At 51.5% G+C, this 22,496-nt stretch carries 25 protein-coding genes; 15 read left to right on the plus strand and 10 right to left on the minus strand.

The features are described from left to right. Positions 1 to 34: 34 nt before the first annotated feature. From yqhH to yqhD, 4 genes are all read right to left on the minus strand, one after another. Positions 35 to 292 carry a lipoprotein YqhH gene (gene yqhH / locus ACJHWK_RS04920; protein ID WP_000848528.1) on the minus strand — a complete coding sequence of 86 codons (258 nt, stop codon included), beginning with the start codon at positions 290 to 292 and terminating at the stop codon, positions 35 to 37. A gap of 50 nt (positions 293 to 342) precedes the next feature. Next, entirely contained in the window at positions 343 to 1,269 is a 927-nt protein-coding gene (locus tag ACJHWK_RS04925; protein ID WP_000691619.1) for a YbjP/YqhG family protein, read from the minus strand. Positions 1,270 to 1,468: 199 nt separating this feature from the next. Beyond that, a complete protein-coding gene (dkgA, locus tag ACJHWK_RS04930) occupies positions 1,469 to 2,296 on the minus strand; it encodes a 2,5-didehydrogluconate reductase DkgA (protein ID WP_000013149.1) in 828 nt (275 codons plus the stop codon). A gap of 104 nt (positions 2,297 to 2,400) precedes the next feature. Continuing rightward, positions 2,401 to 3,564: an alcohol dehydrogenase gene (gene yqhD / locus ACJHWK_RS04935; protein WP_170886157.1), complete on the minus strand. Its 1,164-nt coding sequence runs from the start codon at positions 3,562 to 3,564 to the stop codon at positions 2,401 to 2,403. A 193-nt stretch (positions 3,565 to 3,757) separates the two neighbouring features. Between yqhD and yqhC the strand changes: the two genes are divergently transcribed. Beyond that, entirely contained in the window at positions 3,758 to 4,657 is a 900-nt protein-coding gene (gene yqhC, locus ACJHWK_RS04940) for a DNA-binding transcriptional regulator YqhC (protein ID WP_001298382.1), read from the plus strand. Positions 4,658 to 4,696: 39 nt separating this feature from the next. Here the strand turns inward: yqhC and yghB are convergent, their stop codons facing one another. After that, positions 4,697 to 5,356 (minus strand): DedA family general envelope maintenance protein YghB, encoded by a 660-nt coding sequence (yghB, locus tag ACJHWK_RS04945; protein ID WP_000268419.1) that lies wholly within the window; start codon positions 5,354 to 5,356, stop codon positions 4,697 to 4,699. Between the two features lie 139 nt (positions 5,357 to 5,495). Further along, on the minus strand, positions 5,496 to 6,683 hold the full coding sequence (gene metC / locus ACJHWK_RS04950) for a cystathionine beta-lyase (RefSeq protein ID WP_001320425.1): 1,188 nt from the start codon (positions 6,681 to 6,683) through the stop codon (positions 5,496 to 5,498). Positions 6,684 to 6,934: 251 nt separating this feature from the next. On the opposite strand from metC, the gene exbB reads away from it, so the two are divergent. Both exbB and exbD read left to right on the plus strand, forming a co-directional pair. Beyond that, positions 6,935 to 7,669 carry a tol-pal system-associated acyl-CoA thioesterase gene (gene exbB, locus ACJHWK_RS04955; RefSeq protein WP_000527844.1) on the plus strand — a complete coding sequence of 245 codons (735 nt, stop codon included), beginning with the start codon at positions 6,935 to 6,937 and terminating at the stop codon, positions 7,667 to 7,669. 6 nt (positions 7,670 to 7,675) lie between these two features. Further along, entirely contained in the window at positions 7,676 to 8,101 is a 426-nt protein-coding gene (gene exbD, locus ACJHWK_RS04960; protein ID WP_001240712.1) for a TonB system transport protein ExbD, read from the plus strand. 271 nt (positions 8,102 to 8,372) lie between these two features. Here exbD and yghA read toward each other — a convergent pair whose 3' ends face one another. Then, positions 8,373 to 9,257, minus strand: a complete 885-nt coding sequence (gene yghA, locus ACJHWK_RS04965; protein ID WP_000018760.1) for an NADP(+)-dependent aldehyde reductase — start codon at positions 9,255 to 9,257, stop codon at positions 8,373 to 8,375. A 190-nt stretch (positions 9,258 to 9,447) separates the two neighbouring features. On the opposite strand from yghA, the gene ACJHWK_RS04970 reads away from it, so the two are divergent. Continuing rightward, positions 9,448 to 9,942, plus strand: a complete 495-nt coding sequence (locus tag ACJHWK_RS04970) for a TIGR00645 family protein (RefSeq protein WP_000439331.1) — start codon at positions 9,448 to 9,450, stop codon at positions 9,940 to 9,942. Between the two features lie 39 nt (positions 9,943 to 9,981). On the opposite strand, the gene gpr is transcribed toward ACJHWK_RS04970, so the two are convergent. Next, positions 9,982 to 11,022, minus strand: a complete 1,041-nt coding sequence (gpr, locus tag ACJHWK_RS04975; RefSeq protein ID WP_000262144.1) for an L-glyceraldehyde 3-phosphate reductase — start codon at positions 11,020 to 11,022, stop codon at positions 9,982 to 9,984. Positions 11,023 to 11,178: 156 nt separating this feature from the next. Between gpr and yghX the strand changes: the two genes are divergently transcribed. From yghX to hybG, 10 genes are all read left to right on the plus strand, one after another. Then, positions 11,179 to 12,066, plus strand: coding sequence for a YghX family hydrolase (yghX, locus tag ACJHWK_RS04980; protein WP_001297303.1), 888 nt, complete (start codon positions 11,179 to 11,181; stop codon positions 12,064 to 12,066). A 118-nt stretch (positions 12,067 to 12,184) separates the two neighbouring features. After that, a complete protein-coding gene (gene yghW, locus ACJHWK_RS04985; protein ID WP_001059136.1) occupies positions 12,185 to 12,472 on the plus strand; it encodes a DUF2623 family protein YghW in 288 nt (95 codons plus the stop codon). 188 nt (positions 12,473 to 12,660) lie between these two features. Further along, complete coding sequence (gene hybO / locus ACJHWK_RS04990; protein ID WP_000145410.1) at positions 12,661 to 13,779, plus strand: hydrogenase 2 small subunit; 1,119 nt, start codon at positions 12,661 to 12,663, stop codon at positions 13,777 to 13,779. A gap of 2 nt (positions 13,780 to 13,781) precedes the next feature. Beyond that, positions 13,782 to 14,768, plus strand: a complete 987-nt coding sequence (gene hybA, locus ACJHWK_RS04995) for a hydrogenase 2 operon protein HybA (RefSeq protein WP_001081870.1) — start codon at positions 13,782 to 13,784, stop codon at positions 14,766 to 14,768. Beyond that, positions 14,758 to 15,936, plus strand: coding sequence for a Ni/Fe-hydrogenase cytochrome b subunit (gene hybB / locus ACJHWK_RS05000; protein WP_000017703.1), 1,179 nt, complete (start codon positions 14,758 to 14,760; stop codon positions 15,934 to 15,936). The genes hybA and hybB overlap by 11 nt, the downstream gene beginning before the upstream one ends. After that, complete coding sequence (gene hybC / locus ACJHWK_RS05005) at positions 15,933 to 17,636, plus strand: hydrogenase 2 large subunit (RefSeq protein WP_000083065.1); 1,704 nt, start codon at positions 15,933 to 15,935, stop codon at positions 17,634 to 17,636. The genes hybB and hybC overlap by 4 nt, the downstream gene beginning before the upstream one ends. Further along, on the plus strand, positions 17,636 to 18,130 hold the full coding sequence (locus tag ACJHWK_RS05010; protein ID WP_001221939.1) for a HyaD/HybD family hydrogenase maturation endopeptidase: 495 nt from the start codon (positions 17,636 to 17,638) through the stop codon (positions 18,128 to 18,130). Before hybC ends, ACJHWK_RS05010 begins: the two co-directional genes overlap by 1 nt. Next, the gene (gene hybE / locus ACJHWK_RS05015) at positions 18,123 to 18,611 is read left to right on the plus strand and encodes a hydrogenase-2 assembly chaperone (RefSeq protein ID WP_000134014.1); all 489 of its coding nucleotides are present in this window, start codon (positions 18,123 to 18,125) and stop codon (positions 18,609 to 18,611) included. Before ACJHWK_RS05010 ends, hybE begins: the two co-directional genes overlap by 8 nt. After that, positions 18,604 to 18,945, plus strand: a complete 342-nt coding sequence (gene hypA, locus ACJHWK_RS05020; protein WP_000544953.1) for a hydrogenase maturation nickel metallochaperone HypA — start codon at positions 18,604 to 18,606, stop codon at positions 18,943 to 18,945. The genes hybE and hypA overlap by 8 nt, the downstream gene beginning before the upstream one ends. 12 nt (positions 18,946 to 18,957) lie before the next feature. Further along, entirely contained in the window at positions 18,958 to 19,206 is a 249-nt protein-coding gene (gene hybG / locus ACJHWK_RS05025) for a hydrogenase maturation factor HybG (RefSeq protein WP_000334896.1), read from the plus strand. A gap of 122 nt (positions 19,207 to 19,328) precedes the next feature. Here hybG and yghU read toward each other — a convergent pair whose 3' ends face one another. Next, positions 19,329 to 20,195, minus strand: a complete 867-nt coding sequence (yghU, locus tag ACJHWK_RS05030) for a glutathione-dependent disulfide-bond oxidoreductase (protein ID WP_001295515.1) — start codon at positions 20,193 to 20,195, stop codon at positions 19,329 to 19,331. A 204-nt stretch (positions 20,196 to 20,399) separates the two neighbouring features. On the opposite strand from yghU, the gene gss reads away from it, so the two are divergent. After that, a complete protein-coding gene (gene gss / locus ACJHWK_RS05035; protein WP_001300624.1) occupies positions 20,400 to 22,259 on the plus strand; it encodes a bifunctional glutathionylspermidine amidase/synthase in 1,860 nt (619 codons plus the stop codon). A 143-nt stretch (positions 22,260 to 22,402) separates the two neighbouring features. Here the strand turns inward: gss and ACJHWK_RS05040 are convergent. Further along, positions 22,403 to 22,496 (minus strand): IS1 family transposase (locus ACJHWK_RS05040; RefSeq protein ID WP_000306640.1); only part of this gene is annotated, 94 nt, incomplete at its 5' end.

The following is a 22,496-nucleotide window of genomic DNA, read 5'->3' on the forward strand; positions in this document are numbered from 1 at the left end:
CCCGGCAACTGACACGCTACCGGGGATTTTTTTATCATTCTGCGTACATACGCAAGCAGCGCAGGCAATCAAAATAGTCCTGAGCATCAAGACGCGTATTGGCTCTGTTAGCTTCGGATTTGGCAGCATAGATTTGTGGGCGTAGTGCTTTCATATCCTGCTCAAGCCGGGCGATTTTGGCATTTAATGTTTGCACATTGCTCGCCAGCTGATTGACCTTTTGCTCATTGACGCAGCCACTGAGCAAGCAGGTTGCCAGAACAACAGCTCCCACGGTGAAAATCGTTTTCATATAGTGTTCCCTTTTATTTATTGTTCCGGCTAATTGTTATTTAATTCAGCTCATTGCTTTAATCTGGCGGCAGTTTTTGCCTCAATCTGCTTAAGTAGGCTGCCGCTGTTCGGGCGGATAAAATCAGCGATTTCCCACTTGCCTTCGCGCCGCTGTAAAACCAGTTCTTGCTCTTCGTTGTTGCCATTGGTCAGCGTAAAACGAACATGAATGCGGGCGGAATCGGCGGTTTTCTCCAGGACTCGAATTTCATCAACGCGTGAAAATAGCGACTCTTCGCCAAAACAGATCGGATTGTCGTAAATAAATTGCCGTTCTATTTGCATATCTTCATCGGGATTATTGGCCGTCTTGAAGGTGGTTTTATAGAAGGCATTAACCGCCTGGCGGTAAGAGTCGGAAACCACCCACGTCCACGGCCAGCTATAATCAGCAATATGTTCAAAGAGTTCGGCAACAAAGGCTTCCGGCTGTTCTTTTTGCAACGAAGCTAAAGCGGCCAGCGTTTTTTCATTCTCGCTATTAACTGCTTGTAAGACGCTGCCATGATTGCTGACAATATCGTCAATGACCCAACGACCATTTTCCGCCACCATTTTCAGTGTCTGCGTGGTCTTTTCTTTATCATCTTTAAAGATACGAAAGCGCACAACGGCATCGGCATGATCGGCGTCAGTTTGGGTTATCGCAACGCTTTCTAGCACCAGATCGCCAAAATCCTGACAATCACAAACCGGATCATAATCCAGCCAGCCAATATTGCCCGGCAGCGTAAGATTGTCGTTCAGGGTAAGCGCCTGTTGAATACGCGCAGAAGTTATCGCCCGCTCTCCGGTTTCACCAAAATAAGGGGCAGTGGCATCTGATTTATAGTTCTGATAAATATGCCGGACTGTTTGTTCTACGGTCTGTGAGGGGGGCTGTGCGTGTACGGTAAAACTTGCCAGGGCTGCTAAAAACAGAAGTATTATTTTCATCTGTTTTTCACCTCTCCGTTGCGTTTATCCCGGATATAGATGAGTTGTTCTTTTAAGAGCTTCCGGCTCTGCATGATGATGTCCTTATATTTGGCATTCCTGAACAAGGAAGAGTAACAACGGGCGGGACGCGAGGGGAATAAATGATTTCTGAAAAGTCCGGTAGCGGAACATTACCGCCACCGGGAGAATTTGCATGTTAGCCGCCGAACTGGTCAGGATCGGGACCGAGACGCTTGCCCTGATCGAGTTTTGCAATTTCGCCGAGTTCGTCTTTGTCGAGACGGAAATCCCAGACATCAAAGTTTTCGGCAATACGTGAAGGTGTGACCGATTTCGGGATCACCACCAGGCCGCTATCCAGATGCCAGCGGATAACAATCTGCGCCGGGGTTTTGCCGTATTTATCTGCCAGATCGCGAATGACTTTCTGATCGAAAACGCCTTTCCCTCCTTGCGCTAATGGGCTCCAGGATTCGGTCTGGATTTTGTGTGTCGCGTTCCAGGCGTGTAGCTGGCGTTGTTGCATCAGCGGATGAAGTTCGATCTGGTTTATCACAGGCGTCACGCCAGTTTCATCAATCAGGCGTTGCAGGTGATGGATCTGGAAGTTGCACACGCCGATGCTTTTGATTAATCCCTCTTTTTGCAATTCGATCATGCCTTTCCATGCTTCGACATAATGGTCGATAGCGGGAACGGGCCAGTGCATTAAGTAGAGGTCGATATAATCAAGCTGGAGTTTTTTCAGGCTGTCGAGCAGGGCTTCGCGGGGGCGCTTGTGGTCGTCGTTCCACAGCTTAGTGGTGATGAACAGTTCTTCTCTGTTGACTGAGGCATTTTTCAGGGCTTTGCCGACACCTTCTTCGTTCTTGTAGGCCGCGGCGGTATCAATCGAGCGATAACCCACTTCTAACGCTTTTTGAATGGCGGTGATTACTTCCTCATTACTTGCTTGCCAGACGCCCAGTCCCAGCTGGGGCATGACATTGCCATCCTGTAGCTTAATAACGGTTGGATTAGCCATACGTTCCTCCTTTATATGAACTCACCGGAGCAGGCTCCGGTGAGGTGTTGTGAACTTAAGTCTGGACGAAATGCCCGAAAACGAAAGTTTGAGGCGTAAAAAGCTTAGCGGGCGGCTTCGTATATACGGCGGCTGACATCCAACGTAATGTCATGATTTTCGCCCAGTTGGGTCATGCCGTGCTCTTCCTGTTTTTTCAGCAAAGCCGGGATGGAGCTGCCGTCCAGACCGTAGTCGGAGAGGTGGGTCGGCACGCCTAATTGCTCAAAGAAATTGCGGGTTGCGGCAATCGCGGCGTCAATACGCTCATCATCGGAACCTTCAGTGATGTTCCAGACGCGTTCAGCATATTGCAGCAGCTTAGCGCGCTTGGTATCGCGTTTTTCATTCCACAGTGCAGGCAGGACGATAGCCAGTGTTTGCGCGTGATCCAGACCGTGCATCGCAGTCAGTTCGTGGCCCAGCATATGCGTTGCCCAGTCCTGCGGTACGCCAGCGCCAATCAAACCGTTCAGCGCCTGAGTCGCCGCCCACATGACGTTGGCGCGCACATCGTAGTTTTCTGGCTCTTTCAGGGCTTTCGGACCATCTTCGATTAGCGTCAGCAAAATGCCTTCTGCGAAACGGTCCTGAATTTTGGCATCAACCGGTTTGGTAACATACTGTTCCACGGTGTGTACAAAGGCGTCCACTACGCCGTTAGCCACCTGACGCGGCGGCAGGGTGTAGGTATAAACCGGATCGAGCACGGCAAATACCGGCTGAACATGGGCAGAATGGAACGCCTGCTTGTCGCCTGTGGTTTTACGGGAGATCACCGCGCCTGCGTTGGATTCTGAACCGGTTGCTGGCAGCGTCAGCACACAGCCCATCGGGATGGCGCTTTTAATCTCTTTACCGCCCGTTTGCAGAATGTGCCACGGATCGATATTTTCCGGATAGTTAGCCGCTGCGGCGATAAATTTGGTGCCGTCCAGTACAGAACCGCCGCCAACCGCCAGCAGGAAAGTCACTTTCTGTTCGCGAACCAGTTTCACGGCGTTCATCAGCGTTTCATAAGCCGGGTTTGGCTCAATACCGCCAAATTCCAGCACGTCCATGCCTTTCAGGGCATCCAGAACTTGATCGAGAACGCCGGTTTTTTTCACGCTGCCGCCGCCGTAGGTAATCAATACGCGAGCATCGTGAGGAATTTGTTCGCGTAAACCAGCGATTGCGCCTTTACCAAACAGAATGCGGGTTGGGGTGTGCAGATTAAAGTTGTTCATTACTTGCTCCCTTTGCTGGGCCAATATGAGGGCAGAGAACGATCTGCCTGATGTTTTTCATTGTGATCGCCAGCGCCCTGGCTCTCAATGCTCATTTCTGCCAATGTCTTGCCTATTTCTCCAGAGTGCTGGAGAAATGCTACAAAATTGTGCACAATCAAATTGCCGCATTATTCCTAAGAAATTACGCGATATGAAACGTGAAGAGATTTGCCGCTTGCTGGCGGATAAAGTTAATAAACTGAAAAATAAAGAAAATAGTTTGTCAGAACTGTTGCCCGATGTGCGTTTGTTGTATGGCGAGACGCCTTTCGCACGTACACCGGTGATGTACGAGCCTGGCATCATAATTCTCTTTTCCGGGCATAAAATCGGTTATATCAATGAACGCGTGTTTCGTTATGATGCCAATGAATACCTGCTGCTGACGGTGCCGTTGCCGTTTGAGTGCGAAACCTATGCCACGTCAGAGGTGCCGCTGGCAGGGTTGCGTCTCAATGTCGATATTTTGCAGTTACAGGAACTGTTGATGGACATTGGCGAAGATGAGCATTTCCAGCCGTCGATGGCAGCCAGCGGGATTAACTCCGCCACGTTATCAGAAGAGATTTTATGCGCGGCGGAGCGGTTACTCGACGTGATGGAGCGACCACTGGATGCGCGTATTCTCGGCAAACAGATCATCCGCGAAATTCTGTACTACGTGCTGACCGGACCTTGCGGCGGCGCGTTACTGGCGCTGGTCAGTCGCCAGACTCACTTCAGTCTGATTAGCCGCGTGCTGAAACGGATTGAGAATAAATACACCGAAAACCTGAGCGTCGAGCAACTGGCGGCAGAAGCCAACATGAGCGTATCGGCGTTCCACCATAATTTTAAGTCTGTCACCAGTACCTCGCCGTTGCAGTATTTGAAGAATTACCGTCTGCATAAGGCGCGGATGATGATCATCCATGACGGCATGAAGGCCAGCGCAGCAGCGATGCGCGTCGGCTATGAAAGCGCATCGCAATTTAGCCGTGAGTTTAAACGTTACTTCGGTGTGACGCCGGGGGAAGATGCGGCAAGAATGCGGGCGATGCAGGGGAATTAAATACGTTCCCGGTACAGCAACCGGGAACAGGGAAAATCGTCAGGCGTTACAGTATTTTTTTTTAATCACCACAAACAGCGTGCCTAACAAGCCAGCGGTTAACAAGGCAATTGGCAGGATCATCAGGAACGTCATTACCTGATCTTCATGGCGTTTAACGAACGGAATCATACTTAAGGCATAGCCGAAACTGGTTACCACGCTGACCCACAGCAATCCGCTTAACCAGTTGAAAAACTGGAAACGGCGGTTTGGCAGACCGGAAATTCCCGCCATGGTTGGCAGCAGCGTACGGACAAATGCAAGAAAACGTCCAGCCAGCAGCGCCAGCAGACCGTGGCGGTCAAACATGCAGGTGGCGCGCTGGTGATATTTAGCAGGAAGCTGTGCCAGCCAGCCTTTCACCGTTTTGGTATTCCCTAACCAGCGCCCCTGAATATAACTTAGCCAGCAGCCCAGACTTGCTGCGGCGGTCAGAATCGCAATCGTAGGCAGAAAATCCATAACCCCCTGGGCAATCAATGCGCCTGCCAGTATCAACAAGCTGTCGCCTGGCAAAAATGAGGCGGGCAGCAGGCCGTTTTCTAAAAACAGCGTGGCAAACATGACAAAGTAAACAACGCTAACAATATGAGGATCCGCCAGCGCGGCAAAGTCGTGTTGCCAGAGCGCAGCGATGATATCTTGAATAACAGCCATGGACTTTCCTGTGGAACAGCGTTTAAGCCTTTATCTGCCTATTGTACTCCTGATTCGTCCGGGACGCCTTGATCCCGGACGCAACAATTTAAGACTTTTCACAATTAAATGTCTGCAAAATTGTCCAAAAGTGGCAATGTTATACAATTCGCGCAAAACCGGCGTCCAGATCGGCAATCAGATCGTCGACATCTTCCAGACCAATATGCAGGCGAATCAAGGTCCCGCTAAAATCGATCTCGCCTTGTGGGCGAATGGCGGCGATATGTTCTGGTTGATTCGCCAGGATCAACGATTCATACCCGCCCCACGAGTAGGCCATGCTGAATAAACTGAAGTTATCCAGATAGTTCGCCAGCTCTTCATTACTGAGTTTTTTCTTAAGCACAAAGGAAAATAGCCCGCTGCTACCTGTAAAGTCTCGTTTCCAGAATTCGTGGCCTTTACTGCCAGGCAGAGCAGGGTGGTTAACTCGCGCAACTTGCGGATGTTCTGCCAGCCATTCAGCCACTTTCAGACTGCTTTCATGATGTTGACGCAAACGCACACCTAATGTGCGCAGGCCACGGCTGGTTATATAGGCGGTATCGGCATCGACCATCTGGCCCATCAGATAGGCGTTTTCCCGTAGCTGCTCCCAGCAACGGGCATTGCACACGGCAGTGCCAATCATCGCATCTGAATGCCCAACCAGATATTTGGTGGCGGCTTGAATAGAAACATCGATGCCAAAATCCAGCGCCTTAAACAGCACACCGGCTGCCCAGGTGTTGTCGATCATAATGATGGCATCCGGCACCACACTGCGTACGGCGGCAACAATCGCCGGAACGTCGTGGACTTCCATGGTGATGGAGCCTGGCGATTCCAGAAACACGATTTTAGTGTTTGGCTGCAGATGCTTAACGATATCGGCACCAATCAGCGGATCAAACCACGATGTCGTTACGCCCAGTTTGCTGAGGATTTTGCTACAGAAATCCTGACTCGGTTCATAGGCGGTGTTGGTCATCAACACATGATCGCCCTGTTCGACAAAAGCAAGAATCGAATTAGCAACCGCTGCCGCCCCGCAGGGAAATAGCGCGCAGCCTGCGCCACCTTCCAGTTCACACATCGCTTGTTGTAAGGAAAAATGGGTTAACGTTCCGCGCCGTCCATAGAACAACTCGCCATTGGCGCGATTGCGCGTCGCGTGCTTTTTGGCTTCCATACTCTCAAATACCAGCGAAGAAGCGCGCTGAATCACGCTATTTACCGCGCCAAGAGTGTATTTTTTGCTGCGTCCTGCATTCACCAGTTGAGTATCAAGCTTTTTGTCCGCCATGTCGGGATTCCTGTTTTTATACGTCTGGATGTCTAAACTAGCATGAATATTCGCGGGCGCATCCTGAAGAATTGGCATAAAGCAGAAAATTTTCGCAAATGGCGTGCTGGTGACTTTTTTACTGCGTAAACGCAAGGAAAAGAAAGCAAAGGTACGGCAGTATGCAAATAGTAATGAGAACGACTATCAATTCGACGTCGTTTTGATATTATTATGCGCAGATTTTGTGACTTGCGTCCTGGAGATACACAGTGGGTAATAATTTAATGCAGACGGACCTTTCCGTCTGGGGTATGTATCAGCACGCCGATATTGTCGTTAAGTGCGTGATGATTGGGCTTATTTTGGCCTCCGTAGTCACCTGGGCAATCTTCTTCAGTAAGAGCGTAGAGTTCTTCAATCAGAAGCGTCGCCTTAAGCGCGAGCAGCAACTGCTGGCTGAAGCGCGTTCCTTAAACCAGGCCAACGATATCGCCGCTGATTTTGGTAGCAAAAGCTTAAGCCTGCATTTGCTCAATGAAGCGCAGAATGAGCTGGAACTGTCAGAAGGCAGCGACGATAACGAAGGTATTAAAGAACGTACCAGCTTCCGTCTGGAGCGTCGGGTCGCCGCAGTGGGTCGTCAAATGGGCCGCGGTAACGGCTATCTGGCAACCATCGGCGCGATTTCTCCGTTCGTTGGTCTGTTTGGTACGGTCTGGGGCATCATGAACAGCTTTATTGGTATCGCGCAAACGCAGACCACTAACCTGGCAGTCGTTGCGCCGGGTATCGCAGAAGCTCTGTTAGCAACGGCAATCGGCCTCGTGGCAGCGATTCCTGCGGTCGTTATCTATAACGTATTTGCACGCCAGATTGGCGGCTTTAAAGCGATGCTGGGTGATGTTGCAGCGCAGGTATTGTTGCTGCAAAGCCGTGACCTGGATCTGGAAGCCAGCGCCGCTGCGCATCCGGTTCGTGTCGCACAAAAATTACGCGCAGGATAATATCCGATGGCAATGCATCTTAACGAAAACCTCGACGATAACGGCGAAATGCATGACATCAACGTGACGCCGTTTATCGACGTGATGTTGGTTCTGCTGATTATCTTTATGGTGGCGGCACCGTTAGCGACGGTAGATGTGAAGGTGAATTTGCCTGCTTCTACCAGCACGCCGCAGCCGCGCCCGGAAAAACCGGTTTATTTGTCGGTGAAGGCAGACAACTCGATGTTTATCGGTAACGATCCGGTCACCGATGAAACAATGATTACGGCGTTGAATGCGTTAACCGAAGGCAAGAAAGACACCACCATCTTCTTCCGAGCGGACAAAACCGTCGATTACGAGACGTTGATGAAGGTAATGGATACGCTGCATCAGGCGGGTTACCTGAAGATAGGTCTGGTCGGCGAAGAAACCGCCAAAGCGAAGTAAAGTAGAATTGCCTGATGCGCTACGCTCATCAGGCCTACAAAATCTATTGCAACATGTTGAATCTTCGTGCGTTTGTAGGCCGGATAAGGCGTTCACGACGCATCCGGCATTAGGTGCTCAATGCCTGATGCGCTACGCTTATCAGGCCTACAAAATCTATTGCAACATGTTGAATCTTCATGCGTTTGTAGGCGGATAAGGCGTTTTCGCCACATCAGGTAAGAGTGAATTCACAATGATGCCCGGTTGCTTTTCACAACCGGGCATTTTTTTAACCTAAATGCTCGCCGCCGCACACGCCGTGCACTTCTGCGGTGACGTAGCTCGACTCCTGACTTGCCAGATAAACATATACAGGGGCCAGTTCCGCCGGTTGCCCCGCACGTTTCATCGGCGTTTGCTGACCAAACTGCGGGATCTTATCCTGCGTTTGTCCGCCGGAAATTTGCAGTGCTGTCCAGATCGGGCCTGGCGCGACAATATTCACCCGAATACCTTTCTCCGCGACCTGTTTTGCCAGGCCACGGCTGTAGTTCAGAATCGCCGCCTTCGTAGCCGCATAGTCCAGTAAATGCGGACTTGGCTGGTATGCCTGGATTGACGAAGTGGTGATGATACTTGCACCTTTCGGTAGCAGGGGGATCGCTTCCTGGGTTAGCCAGAACAGCGCGAAAACGTTAATGGCAAAGGTCTTTTGAAACTGTTCGCTGGTGAGGTCTGCAATATCCGGAATGGCAACCTGTTTCCCGGCGACCAGCGCCATAATATCCAGCCCGCCTAACGCCTTGTGCGCTTCGTGAACCAGCGAACGGGCAAATTTCTCATCGCTTAAATCGCCTGGCAGCAGAACGGCTTTGCGTCCGCATTCTTCAATGATCTTTTTCACATCCTGAGCGTCTTCTTCTTCCACGGGAAGATAACTGATCGCCACGTCAGCCCCTTCACGCGCGTAAGCGATGGCGGCAGCGCGACCTATTCCGGAATCGCCCCCTGTCACCAGTGCTTTACGATCTTTCAGGCGACCGCTACCAACATAGGTTTTCTCGCCGCAATCCGGTACCGGTGTCATCTTCGCCTGGATGCCTGGCGTCGGTTGTTTCTGTTTGGGATATTCACCAGTGTAATACTGCGTGGTCGGGTCTTTTAAATGAGACATCGTTTTTCTCCCTTCAGGTTCAACGTCCTTTAAGGGTAGACGTTCTCGATGCGTTGATAAGGGAACCAGGAAGATCCCTAAACCTCAGAATTATGCGACAAAGGTTTAACGTATATGTTGATTTGCTGTTGCGTGCTGTTTACTCAATTGCGATATACTGTTGCCCGTTTTAACTACACGACAGGAATGTATGGAACGTTTTCTTGAAAATGCAATGTATGCTTCTCGCTGGCTGCTTGCCCCCGTGTACTTTGGCCTTTCGCTGGCGTTAGTTGCCCTGGCGCTGAAGTTCTTCCAGGAGATTATTCACGTACTGCCGAATATCTTCTCGATGGCGGAATCAGATTTGATCCTCGTGTTGCTGTCGCTGGTGGATATGACGCTGGTTGGCGGTTTGCTGGTGATGGTGATGTTTTCCGGTTATGAGAATTTCGTCTCACAACTGGATATCTCCGAGAACAAAGAGAAGCTGAACTGGCTGGGGAAAATGGACGCAACGTCGCTGAAAAACAAAGTAGCAGCGTCGATTGTGGCAATTTCTTCCATTCACTTACTGCGCGTCTTTATGGATGCGAAAAATGTTCCTGATAACAAACTGATGTGGTACGTCATTATCCATCTGACGTTTGTGCTCTCTGCATTTGTGATGGGCTATCTTGACCGACTAACTCGTCATAATCACTGATCTGATTCGGGCGCGGTTCTCGCGCCCGTTATTAACAGGTCATTTATCGGAAGACGCCTGCCACAGATTCAGCTCGCCATCGGCGATATGCTGATCAATCTGCGCCAGCTCCTCGGTGCTAAATGTCAGATTATTCAGCGCCTGCACGTTCTCCTCAAGTTGCTCTGCACGGCTGGCACCAATCAATACCGACGTCACGCGATCATCTTTCAGCAACCAGCTTAACGCCATTTGCGCCATTGATTGTCCACGCTGCTGTGCCATTTCATTCAATAAGCGCAGGCTGTTGAGGTTGGCTTCGGTGAGCATTTTCGGCGTCAGGCCACGAACTTTATTCCCTTCACGATGCATCCGTGAATCTTCAGGAATGCCGTTGAGATATTTTCCGGTCAGCAATCCCTGAGCCAGAGGAGTAAAGGCAATACAGCCCACGCCGTTATTTTGCAGGGTATCCAGCAGGCCGCTTTTATCCACCCAGCGGTTCAGTAAATTGTACGAAGGTTGATGAATTAAAAGCGGAATTTTCCACTCGTGCAGCAACTCGACCATTTTTTGCGTCCGCTCTGGCGAGTAAGAGGAGATCCCGACATACAGCGCCTTACCGCTTTGTACCGCATGAGCCAGCGCAGAGGCGGTTTCTTCCATCGGCGTATTTTCATCGACGCGATGAGAGTAAAAGATATCGACATACTCAAGCCCCATACGCTTCAGGCTTTGGTCGAGGCTGGCGAGCAGGTATTTACGTGAACCGCCAGAGCCGTAAGGGCCGGGCCACATATCGTAGCCAGCCTTGGTAGAGATAATCAGTTCATCGCGATAAGCGGCAAAATCCTCCCGCAGCAGGCGACCAAAGTTCTCTTCTGCGCTTCCTGGAGGCGGCCCGTAATTGTTGGCTAAATCAAAGTGCGTAATGCCCAAATCAAACGCTTTACGCAGGATCGCACGCTGTGATTCCAGCGCGTTAACGTGACCGAAATTGTGCCATAAACCGAGCGATAACGCGGGCAGGCGTAAACCGCTTTTTCCGCAATAGCGGTATTGCATCTGCCCGTAACGTTCGGGATTCGCTAACCAGACCATGACCTCTCCTTTCCACCGTTCAATTTCGAAACAATGTTTCTAGTTTAGCGATTCGCCAGCGCGTATCCCGTAGTCTGGCTCACAGAGTGACGAAAAACTGGGCAAAAACAAGTGCTTATGCTTTGCTTAAAAAAACACCAGTTGAGGAGTGCAACGATGCCGCGTTTAACCGCCAAAGATTTCCCACAAGAGTTGTTGGATTACTACGACTATTACGCTCACGGGAAAATCTCGAAACGTGAGTTCCTCAACCTTGCGGCGAAGTATGCGGTGGGCGGGATGACGGCATTAGCGTTGTTTGATTTGCTCAAGCCAAATTATGCGCTGGCGACTCAGGTAGAGTTTACCGACCCGGAGATTGTTGCTGAGTACATCACGTATCCTTCGCCAAATGGTCACGGCGAGGTACGGGGTTATCTGGTGAAACCCGCAAAAATGAGCGGCAAAACGCCAGCCGTGGTGGTGGTGCATGAGAATCGTGGACTGAATCCGTATATCGAAGATGTGGCACGGCGAGTGGCGAAGGCGGGGTATATCGCCCTGGCACCTGACGGCTTAAGTTCCGTTGGAGGTTATCCGGGAAATGATGATAAAGGTCGTGAGCTGCAACAGCAGGTTGATCCAACCAAACTGATGAATGATTTCTTTGCCGCAATTGAGTTTATGCAACGCTATCCGCAAGCGGCAGGCAAAGTGGGTATTACCGGATTTTGCTATGGCGGTGGCGTATCGAACGCGGCGGCTGTCGCGTATCCGGAACTGGCCTGCGCGGTGCCGTTTTATGGTCGTCAGGCACCCACTGCCGATGTGGCGAAGATTGAAGCGCCTTTACTACTCCACTTCGCGGAACTGGACACCCGAATCAACGAGGGCTGGCCTGCTTACGAGGCGGCGTTGAAAGCCAATAATAAGGTTTATGAGGCGTATATCTATCCGGGGGTTAATCACGGATTCCATAATGATTCCACGCCCCGTTATGACAAATCTGCCGCCGATCTTGCCTGGCAAAGGACACTGAAATGGTTCGATAAATATCTCTCCTGATAGGTTTATCTCTTACTGGATTACGTCTTAAACAAGCATGAAAAAATAGCGTGCGCAAAAGTCGTTCTTTGCCTAAAATATCGCTATATATGGAGATATATAGCGAATGAGGTGAACGATGAATAACCATTTTGGTAAAGGCTTAATGGCGGGATTAAAAGCAACGCATGCCGACAGTGCGGTTAATGTGACAAAATTCTGTGCCGATTATAAACGCGGTTTTGTATTAGGCTACTCACACCGGATGTACGAAAAGACCGGAGATCGCCAGCTTAGCGCCTGGGAAGCGGGTATTCTGACGCGCCGCTATGGACTGGATAAAGAGATGGTAATGGATTTCTTTCGTGAGAATAATTCCTGTTCTACGTTGCGCTTTTTTATGGCCGGTTATCGCCTCGAAAATTGATCAAACATACGTATTATCTTGCTTTAATTAATTACACTAATGCTTCTTCCCTTCGTTTTAGCGCCCCGCCGCAGTATCATGATATCGATAACCATAATAAATGTGTGGTAAATGGCGCATCGATCGCATTATTGATTTTGCGATTGAGGCAAAATATATGCCAGGTCTTCGCAACGGAATAACTATAAATGACTGGAGATAACACCCTCATCCATTCTCACGGCATTAACCGTCGTGATTTCATGAAGCTTTGTGCAGCATTAGCCGCCACCATGGGGTTAAGTAGCAAAGCCGCTGCAGAGATGGCCGAATCGGTTACTAACCCGCAGCGTCCGCCAGTTATCTGGATTGGCGCGCAGGAGTGCACCGGTTGTACGGAATCTCTGCTTCGTGCAACGCATCCAACGGTAGAAAACCTCGTGCTGGAGACTATCTCTCTGGAGTATCACGAAGTGCTTTCCGCCGCCTTCGGTCATCAGGTCGAAGAGAACAAACATAACGCACTTGAGAAGTACAAAGGGCAGTATGTGTTGGTTGTGGATGGTTCCATCCCATTAAAAGATAACGGTATTTATTGCATGGTTGCTGGTGAGCCGATTGTGGATCACATCCGCAAAGCGGCAGAAGGCGCAGCAGCGATTATCGCTATCGGTTCCTGCTCTGCGTGGGGCGGTGTTGCCGCAGCTGGAGTTAACCCAACTGGCGCAGTCAGCCTGCAAGAAGTTCTGCCAGGCAAAACCGTTATCAATATTCCGGGCTGCCCGCCGAACCCGCACAACTTCCTCGCGACCGTTGCGCACATCATCACTTACGGCAAACCGCCGAAACTGGATGACAAAAACCGTCCGACCTTCGCCTATGGCCGTCTGATTCACGAACACTGCGAACGTCGCCCGCACTTCGATGCTGGTCGTTTTGCCAAAGAGTTCGGTGATGAAGGCCACCGCGAAGGCTGGTGCCTGTACCACCTCGGCTGTAAAGGGCCAGAAACTTATGGCAACTGCTCAACGCTGCAATTCTGCGATGTTGGCGGTGTGTGGCCGGTGGCGATTGGTCACCCGTGCTATGGCTGTAACGAAGAAGGTATCGGCTTCCATAAAGGCATCCATCAGCTTGCCAACGTCGAAAATCAGACTCCGCGTTCACAGAAACCGGATGTTAACGCTAAAGAGGGCGGCAACGTCTCTGCAGGCGCTATTGGTTTGCTCGGCGGTGTGGTTGGGCTCGTTGCCGGTGTCAGCGTGATGGCGGTGCGTGAACTGGGTCGTCAGCAAAAGAAAGATAACGCTGACTCACGGGGAGAATAACCGTGAACAGACGTAATTTTATTAAAGCAGCCTCCTGCGGGGCATTGCTGACGGGCGCGCTGCCGTCTGTCAGTCATGCGGCTGCTGAAAACCGCCCGCCAATTCCGGGATCGCTGGGGATGTTGTACGACTCGACCTTGTGCGTAGGCTGCCAGGCTTGCGTCACCAAGTGTCAGGATATCAACTTCCCTGAACGTAACCCGCAAGGGGAACAGACCTGGTCGAACAACGACAAACTGTCGCCGTATACCAATAACATCATTCAGGTGTGGACCAGCGGCACAGGGGTCAACAAAGACCAGGAGGAGAACGGCTACGCGTACATTAAGAAACAGTGTATGCACTGCGTCGATCCGAACTGTGTCTCTGTGTGCCCGGTCTCTGCACTGAAAAAAGATCCGAAAACCGGCATTGTCCATTACGACAAAGACGTGTGCACCGGCTGCCGTTACTGCATGGTCGCCTGTCCGTACAACGTGCCGAAGTACGACTACAACAACCCGTTTGGTGCGCTGCATAAGTGCGAGCTGTGCAACCAGAAAGGTGTGGAACGTCTCGATAAAGGCGGTCTACCTGGCTGCGTAGAAGTGTGCCCGGCGGGCGCGGTGATTTTCGGTACGCGTGAAGAGCTGATGGCGGAGGCGAAAAAACGTCTGGCGCTGAAGCCTGGCAGCGAATACCACTATCCGCGTCAGACGCTGAAATCTGGCGACACTTACCTGCATACGGTGCCGAAATATTATCCGCATCTGTACGGCGAGAAAGAGGGCGGCGGTACTCAGGTTCTGGTATTGACGGGTGTGCCTTATGAAAATCTCGACCTGCCGAAACTGGACGATCTTTCTACCGGTGCGCGTTCCGAAAATATTCAACACACCCTGTATAAAGGCATGATGCTACCACTGGCTGTGCTGGCGGGCTTAACCGTGCTGGTTCGTCGCAACACCAAAAACGACCATCACGACGGAGGAGACGATCATGAGTCATGATCCACAACCGCTGGGCGGCAAAATCATCAGTAAACCGGTCATGATTTTTGGACCGTTAATCGTCATCTGTATGCTCCTGATTGTGAAGCGTCTGGTGTTCGGTCTGGGCTCTGTCTCTGACCTGAACGGCGGCTTCCCGTGGGGCGTGTGGATCGCGTTTGACCTGCTGATTGGCACCGGCTTTGCCTGTGGCGGCTGGGCGCTGGCGTGGGCGGTATACGTCTTTAACCGTGGGCAATACCATCCGCTGGTGCGTCCGGCGCTGTTGGCGAGTCTGTTTGGTTACTCACTGGGTGGCTTGTCGATCACTATCGACGTGGGTCGCTACTGGAACCTGCCGTACTTCTACATTCCGGGTCACTTCAACGTGAACTCGGTACTGTTCGAGACGGCGGTCTGTATGACCATCTATATCGGCGTGATGGCACTGGAGTTTGCTCCGGCACTGTTTGAACGTCTGGGGTGGAAGGTGTCGCTACAGCGACTAAACAAGGTGATGTTCTTCATCATCGCGCTCGGTGCGCTGCTGCCGACCATGCACCAGTCTTCAATGGGGTCGCTGATGATCTCGGCGGGCTACAAGGTGCATCCGTTGTGGCAGAGCTATGAAATGTTGCCGCTGTTCTCGCTGCTGACGGCGTTCATCATGGGCTTCTCGATTGTCATCTTTGAAGGTTCGCTGGTGCAGGCGGGTCTGCGTGGCAACGGTCCGGATGAAAAGAGTCTGTTTGTTAAGCTGACCAACACCATCAGTGTGTTGCTGGCGATTTTCATCGTGCTGCGCTTTGGCGAGCTTATCTATCGCGACAAGCTGTCGTTAGCGTTTGCCGGTGACTTCTACTCCGTGATGTTCTGGATTGAAGTCCTGCTGATGCTCTTCCCGCTGGTCGTTCTGCGTGTGGCGAAGCTGCGTAATGATTCCCGCATGCTGTTCCTGTCAGCACTGAGCGCACTGTTAGGTTGTGCAACCTGGCGTCTGACCTATTCGCTGGTGGCATTCAACCCGGGCGGCGGTTACGCCTACTTCCCGACCTGGGAAGAACTGTTGATTTCTATTGGTTTTGTGGCTATTGAGATTTGCGCTTACATCGTACTCATTCGTCTACTGCCGATACTTCCTCCTTTAAAACAAAACGATCATAATCGTCATGAGGCGAGCAAAGCATGAGCCAGAGAATTACTATTGATCCGGTAACCCGTATTGAGGGGCATTTACGCATCGATTGCGAAATCGAAAATGGCGTCGTTTCGAAAGCATGGGCTTCCGGTACCATGTGGCGCGGCATGGAAGAGATCGTGAAAAACCGCGATCCGCGCGATGCATGGATGATTGTGCAACGTATCTGTGGCGTATGTACTACCACTCACGCGCTGTCTTCCGTTCGTGCGGCAGAAAGTGCGCTGAATATCGACGTTCCGGTTAACGCGCAATACATCCGTAACATCATTCTGGCTGCGCACACCACGCATGACCATATTGTTCATTTCTATCAGCTTTCGGCGCTGGACTGGGTGGACATCACTTCTGCACTGCAAGCTGACCCAACCAAAGCCTCCGAAATGCTGAAAGGCGTTTCGACCTGGCACCTGAACAGTCCGGAAGAGTTCACCAAAGTTCAGAACAAGATCAAAGATCTGGTTGCCAGCGGTCAGTTGGGTATTTTCGCTAATGGCTACTGGGGTCATCCGGCGATGAAACTGCCGCCGGAAGTGAACCTGATTGCGGTAGCGCACTACCTGCAAGCGTTGGAGTGCCAGCGTGACGCTAACCGCGTCGTGGCGCTGCTGGGCGGTAAAACGCCGCACATTCAGAACCTGGCGGTAGGTGGTGTCGCGAACCCGATCAACCTCGACGGTTTGGGCGTGCTGAACCTTGAGCGCCTGATGTACATCAAGTCTTTCATCGACAAACTGAGCGACTTTGTTGAGCAGGTTTATAAGGTTGATACCGCAGTTATTGCCGCGTTCTACCCGGAATGGCTGACACGCGGTAAAGGTGCGGTGAACTACCTGAGCGTGCCGGAATTCCCGACCGACAGTAAAAACGGCAGCTTCCTGTTCCCGGGCGGCTACATTGAGAATGCGGATCTGTCCTCGTATCGTCCGATCACTTCTCATTCCGATGAATACCTGATCAAAGGCATTCAGGAAAGCGCGAAGCACTCCTGGTATAAAGACGAAGCGCCGCAGGCACCGTGGGAAGGCACCACCATTCCGGCTTATGATGGTTGGTCTGACGACGGGAAATATTCCTGGGTGAAATCACCGACTTTCTACGGCAAAACGGTAGAAGTGGGGCCACTGGCTAATATGCTGGTGAAACTGGCGGCAGGTCGCGAATCTACCCAGAACAAACTGAATGAAATCGTTGCGATTTATCAGAAACTGACTGGCAACACGCTGGAAGTGGCACAGCTGCACTCCACGCTGGGCCGTATTATTGGTCGTACCGTTCACTGCTGTGAATTGCAGGATATCCTGCAAAACCAATACAGTGCACTGATCACCAATATCGGCAAAGGCGATCACACCACCTTTGTGAAGCCGAACATTCCGGCAACGGGTGAATTCAAAGGTGTTGGCTTCCTCGAAGCGCCGCGCGGTATGCTCTCTCACTGGATGGTTATTAAAGACGGTATCATCAGCAACTACCAGGCGGTTGTTCCATCAACCTGGAACTCTGGTCCGCGTAACTTCAATGATGACGTCGGTCCTTACGAGCAGTCGCTGGTGGGTACACCGGTTGCCGATCCGAATAAACCGCTGGAAGTGGTGCGTACCATTCACTCCTTTGACCCGTGCATGGCCTGTGCGGTACACGTAGTGGATGCTGACGGCAACGAAGTGGTTTCAGTGAAGGTTCTGTAATGCGTATTTTAGTCTTAGGGGTCGGCAATATTTTGCTGACCGATGAAGCCATCGGTGTGCGGATTGTCGAAGCGTTAGAGCAACGATACATTCTGCCGGATTATGTTGAGATCCTCGATGGCGGCACGGCGGGAATGGAGCTGCTTGGCGACATGGCAAATCGCGATCATTTGATTATTGCGGATGCCATTGTCTCGAAAAAGAACGCGCCGGGAACGATGATGATCCTGCGGGATGAAGAAGTTCCGGCGTTGTTTACCAACAAAATCTCTCCGCATCAGCTTGGCCTGGCCGACGTCTTGTCGGCCCTGCGCTTCACCGGCGAGTTTCCGAAAAAGCTGACCCTGGTCGGCGTGATCCCGGAATCGCTGGAGCCACACATCGGCTTAACGCCGACGGTTGAAGCAATGATTGAACCTGCGCTTGAGCAGGTTCTGGCTGCGCTGCGTGAATCTGGCGTGGAAGCCATCCCACGGGAGGCGATTCATGACTGAAGAGATAGCAGGTTTCCAGACCTCCCCGAAGGCGCAAGTACAGGCAGCGTTTGAAGAAATTGCCCGGCGTTCGATGCACGATCTCTCTTTTCTGCATCCTTCAATGCCGGTGTATGTTTCTGATTTTACGCTGTTCGAAGGTCAGTGGACGGGGTGTGTGATCACCCCGTGGATGCTGAGTGCAGTTATCTTCCCCGGCCCGGATCAACTCTGGCCGCTGCGCAAAGTGAGTGAAAAAATTGGTCTGCAACTGCCGTATGGCACTATGACCTTTACCGTTGGCGAACTGGACGGTGTTTCGCAATATCTCTCCTGTTCGCTGATGTCGCCGCTTTCGCACAGCATGTCGATTGAAGAGGGCCAACGCCTGACGGATGACTGCGCACGAATGATCCTTTCGCTGCCAGTCACGAATCCGGATGTACCACACGCAGGGCGTCGCGCCCTGCTGTTTGGTCGCAGGAGTGGCGAAAATGCATGAGTTGTCTCTTTGCCAGAGCGCCGTTGAAATTATCCAACGGCAGGCGGAGCAGCACGATGTTAAGCGCGTCACCGCCGTGTGGCTGGAAATTGGCGCGCTCTCCTGCGTTGAGGAGAGCGCCGTCCGTTTTAGTTTTGAAATTGTCTGCCACGGAACGGTGGCGCAAGGGTGCGATTTACATATCGTCTATAAACCCGCCCAGGCTTGGTGCTGGGATTGCAGCCAGGTGGTGGAGATTCATCAGCACGATGCGCAGTGTCCGCTCTGTCACGGCGAGCGGTTGCGTGTCGATACCGGCGATTCGCTGATCGTCAAAAGTATTGAAGTTGAATAACCGGAGTTAATAATGTGTATTGGCGTTCCAGGCCAGGTGCTGGCTGTCGGTGAAGATATTCACCAGCTTGCGCAGGTTGAAGTATGTGGTATCAAGCGCGATGTGAATATCGCCCTGATTTGTGAAGGTAACCCTGCCGATCTACTGGGCCAGTGGGTGCTGGTACACGTCGGATTTGCCATGAGCATCATCGACGAAGATGAAGCCAAAGCCACATTAGACGCACTGCGCCAAATGGATTACGACATTACCAGCGCGTGATGATTAGCTTTCGTAGGCCTGATAAGACGCGGCAGCGTCGCATCAGGCATTGTGCACGATTGCCGGATGCGGCGTGAACGCCTTATCCGGCCTGGATGGCTTGCTGCGACGAACACCAACCCTTACCCCTGACGCTTATCTTCCGTATTCGTCTCGAAATCACTGGCGTCATGGCGCTCATGCAACTGCTCATTCAGCGGTCCGTTGGTGCGGTTAACAATACGCCCACGTTTCACCGCCGGACGTTCGCCTACTTCTTTCGCCCAGCGTTGTACATGCTTATAACTGCCCGCATCAAGAAACTCAGCGGCATCATACACACCACCTAACACCACGTTGCCAAACCACGGCCAAATCGCCATATCCGCAATGGTGTACTCATCGCCCGCAACAAACTTATGCTGCGCCAGTTGCTTATCCAGCACGTCGAGCAGACGTTTGGCTTCCATGGTAAAGCGGTTGATGGCGTACTCAATCTTTACCGGTGCGTAATGGTAAAAGTGACCAAAACCACCGCCGAGGAACGGTGCCGCGCCCTGTAACCAGAACAGCCAGTTCATCGTTTCAGTACGCTTTGCCAAATCCTGCGGCAGGAAGTAGCCAAATTTCTCCGCCAGATAAAGCAGGATCGAACCAGATTCAAACACGCGGATCGGCGGATTATGCGTATGATCGCGCAGCGCCGGGATCTTCGAGTTTGGGTTCACTTCGACAAAGCCGCTGGAGAATTGATCGCCATCGCCAATACGAATCAGCCAGGCGTCGTACTCTGCACCAGTAACGCCCAGCGCCAGCAGCTCCTCAAGCATAATCGTTACTTTCTGACCGTTCGGCGTTCCCAGCGAATAAAGTTGCAATGGGTGTTTGCCAACGGGCAGCGTTTTTTCATGCGTCGGACCAGAAACCGGGCGATTGATATTGGCGAACGCGCCGCCAGCGGATTTATCCCACGTCCAGACTTTCGCGGGCTGATAAGTATTGTCTGTCATAGTGAGTTGCCTTCTGAGTGGTAGTGTTGAAGCAGTGTAGCAGGTCACTTGCTGTACAGAATGTGAATTTTTTAACCCTTTGCGCCAGCCGCTGCGATGAGGTGTATGATTAGTCTGACCTCTGTCCGGTTAATGTCGCTGAGCAGGTAATCAGAGCACAACAATTACGCCAACTGCTTAGGTTGTATTGTTAAAGGTAAAGTGATGAGCAAAGGAACGACCAGCCAGGATGCCCCGTTCGGGACATTATTGGGCTACGCCCCAGGTGGGGTAGCAATCTACTCTTCAGATTACAGTTCTCTCGATCCGCAGGAATACGAAGATGACGCCGTATTCCGTAGCTATATCGACGACGAATATATGGGCCACAAGTGGCAATGCGTTGAATTTGCTCGCCGTTTTCTCTTTCTGAATTACGGTGTGGTCTTTACTGACGTGGGTATGGCGTGGGAGATTTTCTCGCTGCGCTTCCTGCGAGAAGTGGTTAATGACAACATCCTGCCATTGCAGGCATTTCCTAACGGCTCGCCGCGTGCGCCGGTCGCGGGTGCGCTTCTTATCTGGGATAAAGGCGGTGAATTTAAAGACACTGGCCATGTCGCCATCATTACCCAATTGCATGGCAACAAAGTCCGTATTGCGGAACAGAACGTGATTCATTCCCCGTTGCCGCAAGGGCAACAGTGGACGCGTGAGCTGGAGATGGTGGTCGAAAACGGCTGCTATACCCTGAAAGACACTTTTGATGACACCACCATTCTGGGCTGGATGATCCAGACGGAAGATACTGAATACAGCTTACCGCAGCCGGAAATTGCAGGCGAGCTGCTGAAAATCAGCGGAGCGCGCCTGGAAAACAAAGGCCAGTTTGACGGTAAATGGCTGGATGAAAAAGATCCGCTGCAAAACGCCTATGTGCAGGCCAACGGTCAGGTGATCAATCAGGATCCTTATCATTACTACACCATTACCGAGAGTGCCGAGCAGGAGCTAATTAAAGCCACCAACGAGCTGCACCTGATGTATCTTCACGCAACCGACAAGGTGCTGAAAGATGACAACCTGCTGGCGCTGTTCGACATCCCGAAAATCCTCTGGCCACGTTTGCGTCTCTCCTGGCAGCGTCGCCGTCACCATATGATCACTGGTCGTATGGATTTCTGCATGGATGAGCGTGGCCTGAAGGTTTACGAGTACAACGCCGACTCCGCCTCCTGTCATACCGAAGCGGGCTTGATCCTCGAACGTTGGGCGGAGCAGGGCTATAAAGGCAACGGCTTCAATCCGGCGGAAGGGCTGATTAACGAATTGGCTGGTGCCTGGAAACACAGTCGTGCACGTCCGTTTGTCCATATCATGCAGGACAAAGATATCGAGGAAAACTATCACGCGCAGTTTATGGAGCAGGCGCTGCACCAGGCGGGCTTTGAAACGCGTATCTTGCGTGGATTGGATGAACTGGGCTGGGATGCTGCCGGGCAACTGATTGATGGGGAAGGGCGACTGGTTAACTGCGTGTGGAAAACCTGGGCGTGGGAAACCGCGTTTGATCAGATTCGTGAAGTTAGCGACCGTGAGTTTGCTGCGGTGCCAATCCGTACCGGTCATCCGCAAAACGAAGTGCGTCTTATCGACGTATTGCTGCGCCCGGAAGTGCTGGTCTTTGAGCCGCTGTGGACGGTGATCCCCGGCAACAAAGCGATTCTGCCGATCCTCTGGTCGCTGTTTCCGCACCATCGTTACCTGCTGGATACCGATTTCACTGTTAATGATGAACTGGTGAAAACAGGTTACGCAGTGAAACCGATCGCCGGTCGCTGTGGTAGCAATATCGACCTGGTCAGCCATCATGAAGAGGTGCTGGACAAAACCAGCGGTAAATTTGCCGAGCAGAAAAACATCTATCAGCAACTGTGGTGTTTGCCGAAAGTGGACGATAAATACATTCAGGTATGTACCTTCACCGTTGGCGGCAACTACGGTGGGACGTGTTTGCGCGGTGATGAATCACTGGTCATCAAAAAAGAGAGTGATATTGAACCGTTAATTGTGGTGAAAAAGTAATACATGTTGTAGCAACCCCGTACTGATTATGAAGAATAATTAGTACGGGGATTAATCAAAATATTCAATATTTATATATTCCAATATTTATTCATTTCATATGTGAATATATTAACCAGTGGAATACCGGTAATGACTCCAACTTATTGATAGTGTTTTATGTTCAGATAATGCCCGATGACTTTGTCATGCAGCTCCACCGATTTTGAGAACGACAGCGACTTCCGTCCCAGCCGT

This window comes from Escherichia sp. WS547, from assembly GCF_046486065.1.
GTDB classification, from domain to species: Bacteria; Pseudomonadota; Gammaproteobacteria; order Enterobacterales; family Enterobacteriaceae; genus Escherichia; species Escherichia coli.

What these genes read in the sequence shown, in the direction of transcription:
- yqhH (WP_000848528.1), bottom strand. Translation starts at nt 292, where the DNA reads ATGAAAACGATTTTCACCGTGGGAGCTGTTGTTCTGGCAACCTGCTTG.
- ACJHWK_RS04925 (WP_000691619.1), bottom strand. Translation starts at nt 1,269, where the DNA reads ATGAAAATAATACTTCTGTTTTTAGCAGCCCTGGCAAGTTTTACCGTA.
- dkgA (WP_000013149.1), bottom strand. Translation starts at nt 2,296, where the DNA reads ATGGCTAATCCAACCGTTATTAAGCTACAGGATGGCAATGTCATGCCC.
- yqhD (WP_170886157.1), bottom strand. Translation starts at nt 3,564, where the DNA reads ATGAACAACTTTAATCTGCACACCCCAACCCGCATTCTGTTTGGTAAA.
- yqhC (WP_001298382.1), top strand. Translation starts at nt 3,758, where the DNA reads ATGAAACGTGAAGAGATTTGCCGCTTGCTGGCGGATAAAGTTAATAAA.
- yghB (WP_000268419.1), bottom strand. Translation starts at nt 5,356, where the DNA reads ATGGCTGTTATTCAAGATATCATCGCTGCGCTCTGGCAACACGACTTT.
- metC (WP_001320425.1), bottom strand. Translation starts at nt 6,683, where the DNA reads ATGGCGGACAAAAAGCTTGATACTCAACTGGTGAATGCAGGACGCAGC.
- exbD (WP_001240712.1), top strand. Translation starts at nt 7,676, where the DNA reads ATGGCAATGCATCTTAACGAAAACCTCGACGATAACGGCGAAATGCAT.
- yghA (WP_000018760.1), bottom strand. Translation starts at nt 9,257, where the DNA reads ATGTCTCATTTAAAAGACCCGACCACGCAGTATTACACTGGTGAATAT.
- ACJHWK_RS04970 (WP_000439331.1), top strand. Translation starts at nt 9,448, where the DNA reads ATGGAACGTTTTCTTGAAAATGCAATGTATGCTTCTCGCTGGCTGCTT.
- gpr (WP_000262144.1), bottom strand. Translation starts at nt 11,022, where the DNA reads ATGGTCTGGTTAGCGAATCCCGAACGTTACGGGCAGATGCAATACCGC.
- yghX (WP_001297303.1), top strand. Translation starts at nt 11,179, where the DNA reads ATGCCGCGTTTAACCGCCAAAGATTTCCCACAAGAGTTGTTGGATTAC.
- yghW (WP_001059136.1), top strand. Translation starts at nt 12,185, where the DNA reads ATGAATAACCATTTTGGTAAAGGCTTAATGGCGGGATTAAAAGCAACG.
- hybO (WP_000145410.1), top strand. Translation starts at nt 12,661, where the DNA reads ATGACTGGAGATAACACCCTCATCCATTCTCACGGCATTAACCGTCGT.
- hybB (WP_000017703.1), top strand. Translation starts at nt 14,758, where the DNA reads ATGAGTCATGATCCACAACCGCTGGGCGGCAAAATCATCAGTAAACCG.
- hybC (WP_000083065.1), top strand. Translation starts at nt 15,933, where the DNA reads ATGAGCCAGAGAATTACTATTGATCCGGTAACCCGTATTGAGGGGCAT.
- ACJHWK_RS05010 (WP_001221939.1), top strand. Translation starts at nt 17,636, where the DNA reads ATGCGTATTTTAGTCTTAGGGGTCGGCAATATTTTGCTGACCGATGAA.
- hybE (WP_000134014.1), top strand. Translation starts at nt 18,123, where the DNA reads ATGACTGAAGAGATAGCAGGTTTCCAGACCTCCCCGAAGGCGCAAGTA.
- hypA (WP_000544953.1), top strand. Translation starts at nt 18,604, where the DNA reads ATGCATGAGTTGTCTCTTTGCCAGAGCGCCGTTGAAATTATCCAACGG.
- hybG (WP_000334896.1), top strand. Translation starts at nt 18,958, where the DNA reads ATGTGTATTGGCGTTCCAGGCCAGGTGCTGGCTGTCGGTGAAGATATT.
- yghU (WP_001295515.1), bottom strand. Translation starts at nt 20,195, where the DNA reads ATGACAGACAATACTTATCAGCCCGCGAAAGTCTGGACGTGGGATAAA.
- gss (WP_001300624.1), top strand. Translation starts at nt 20,400, where the DNA reads ATGAGCAAAGGAACGACCAGCCAGGATGCCCCGTTCGGGACATTATTG.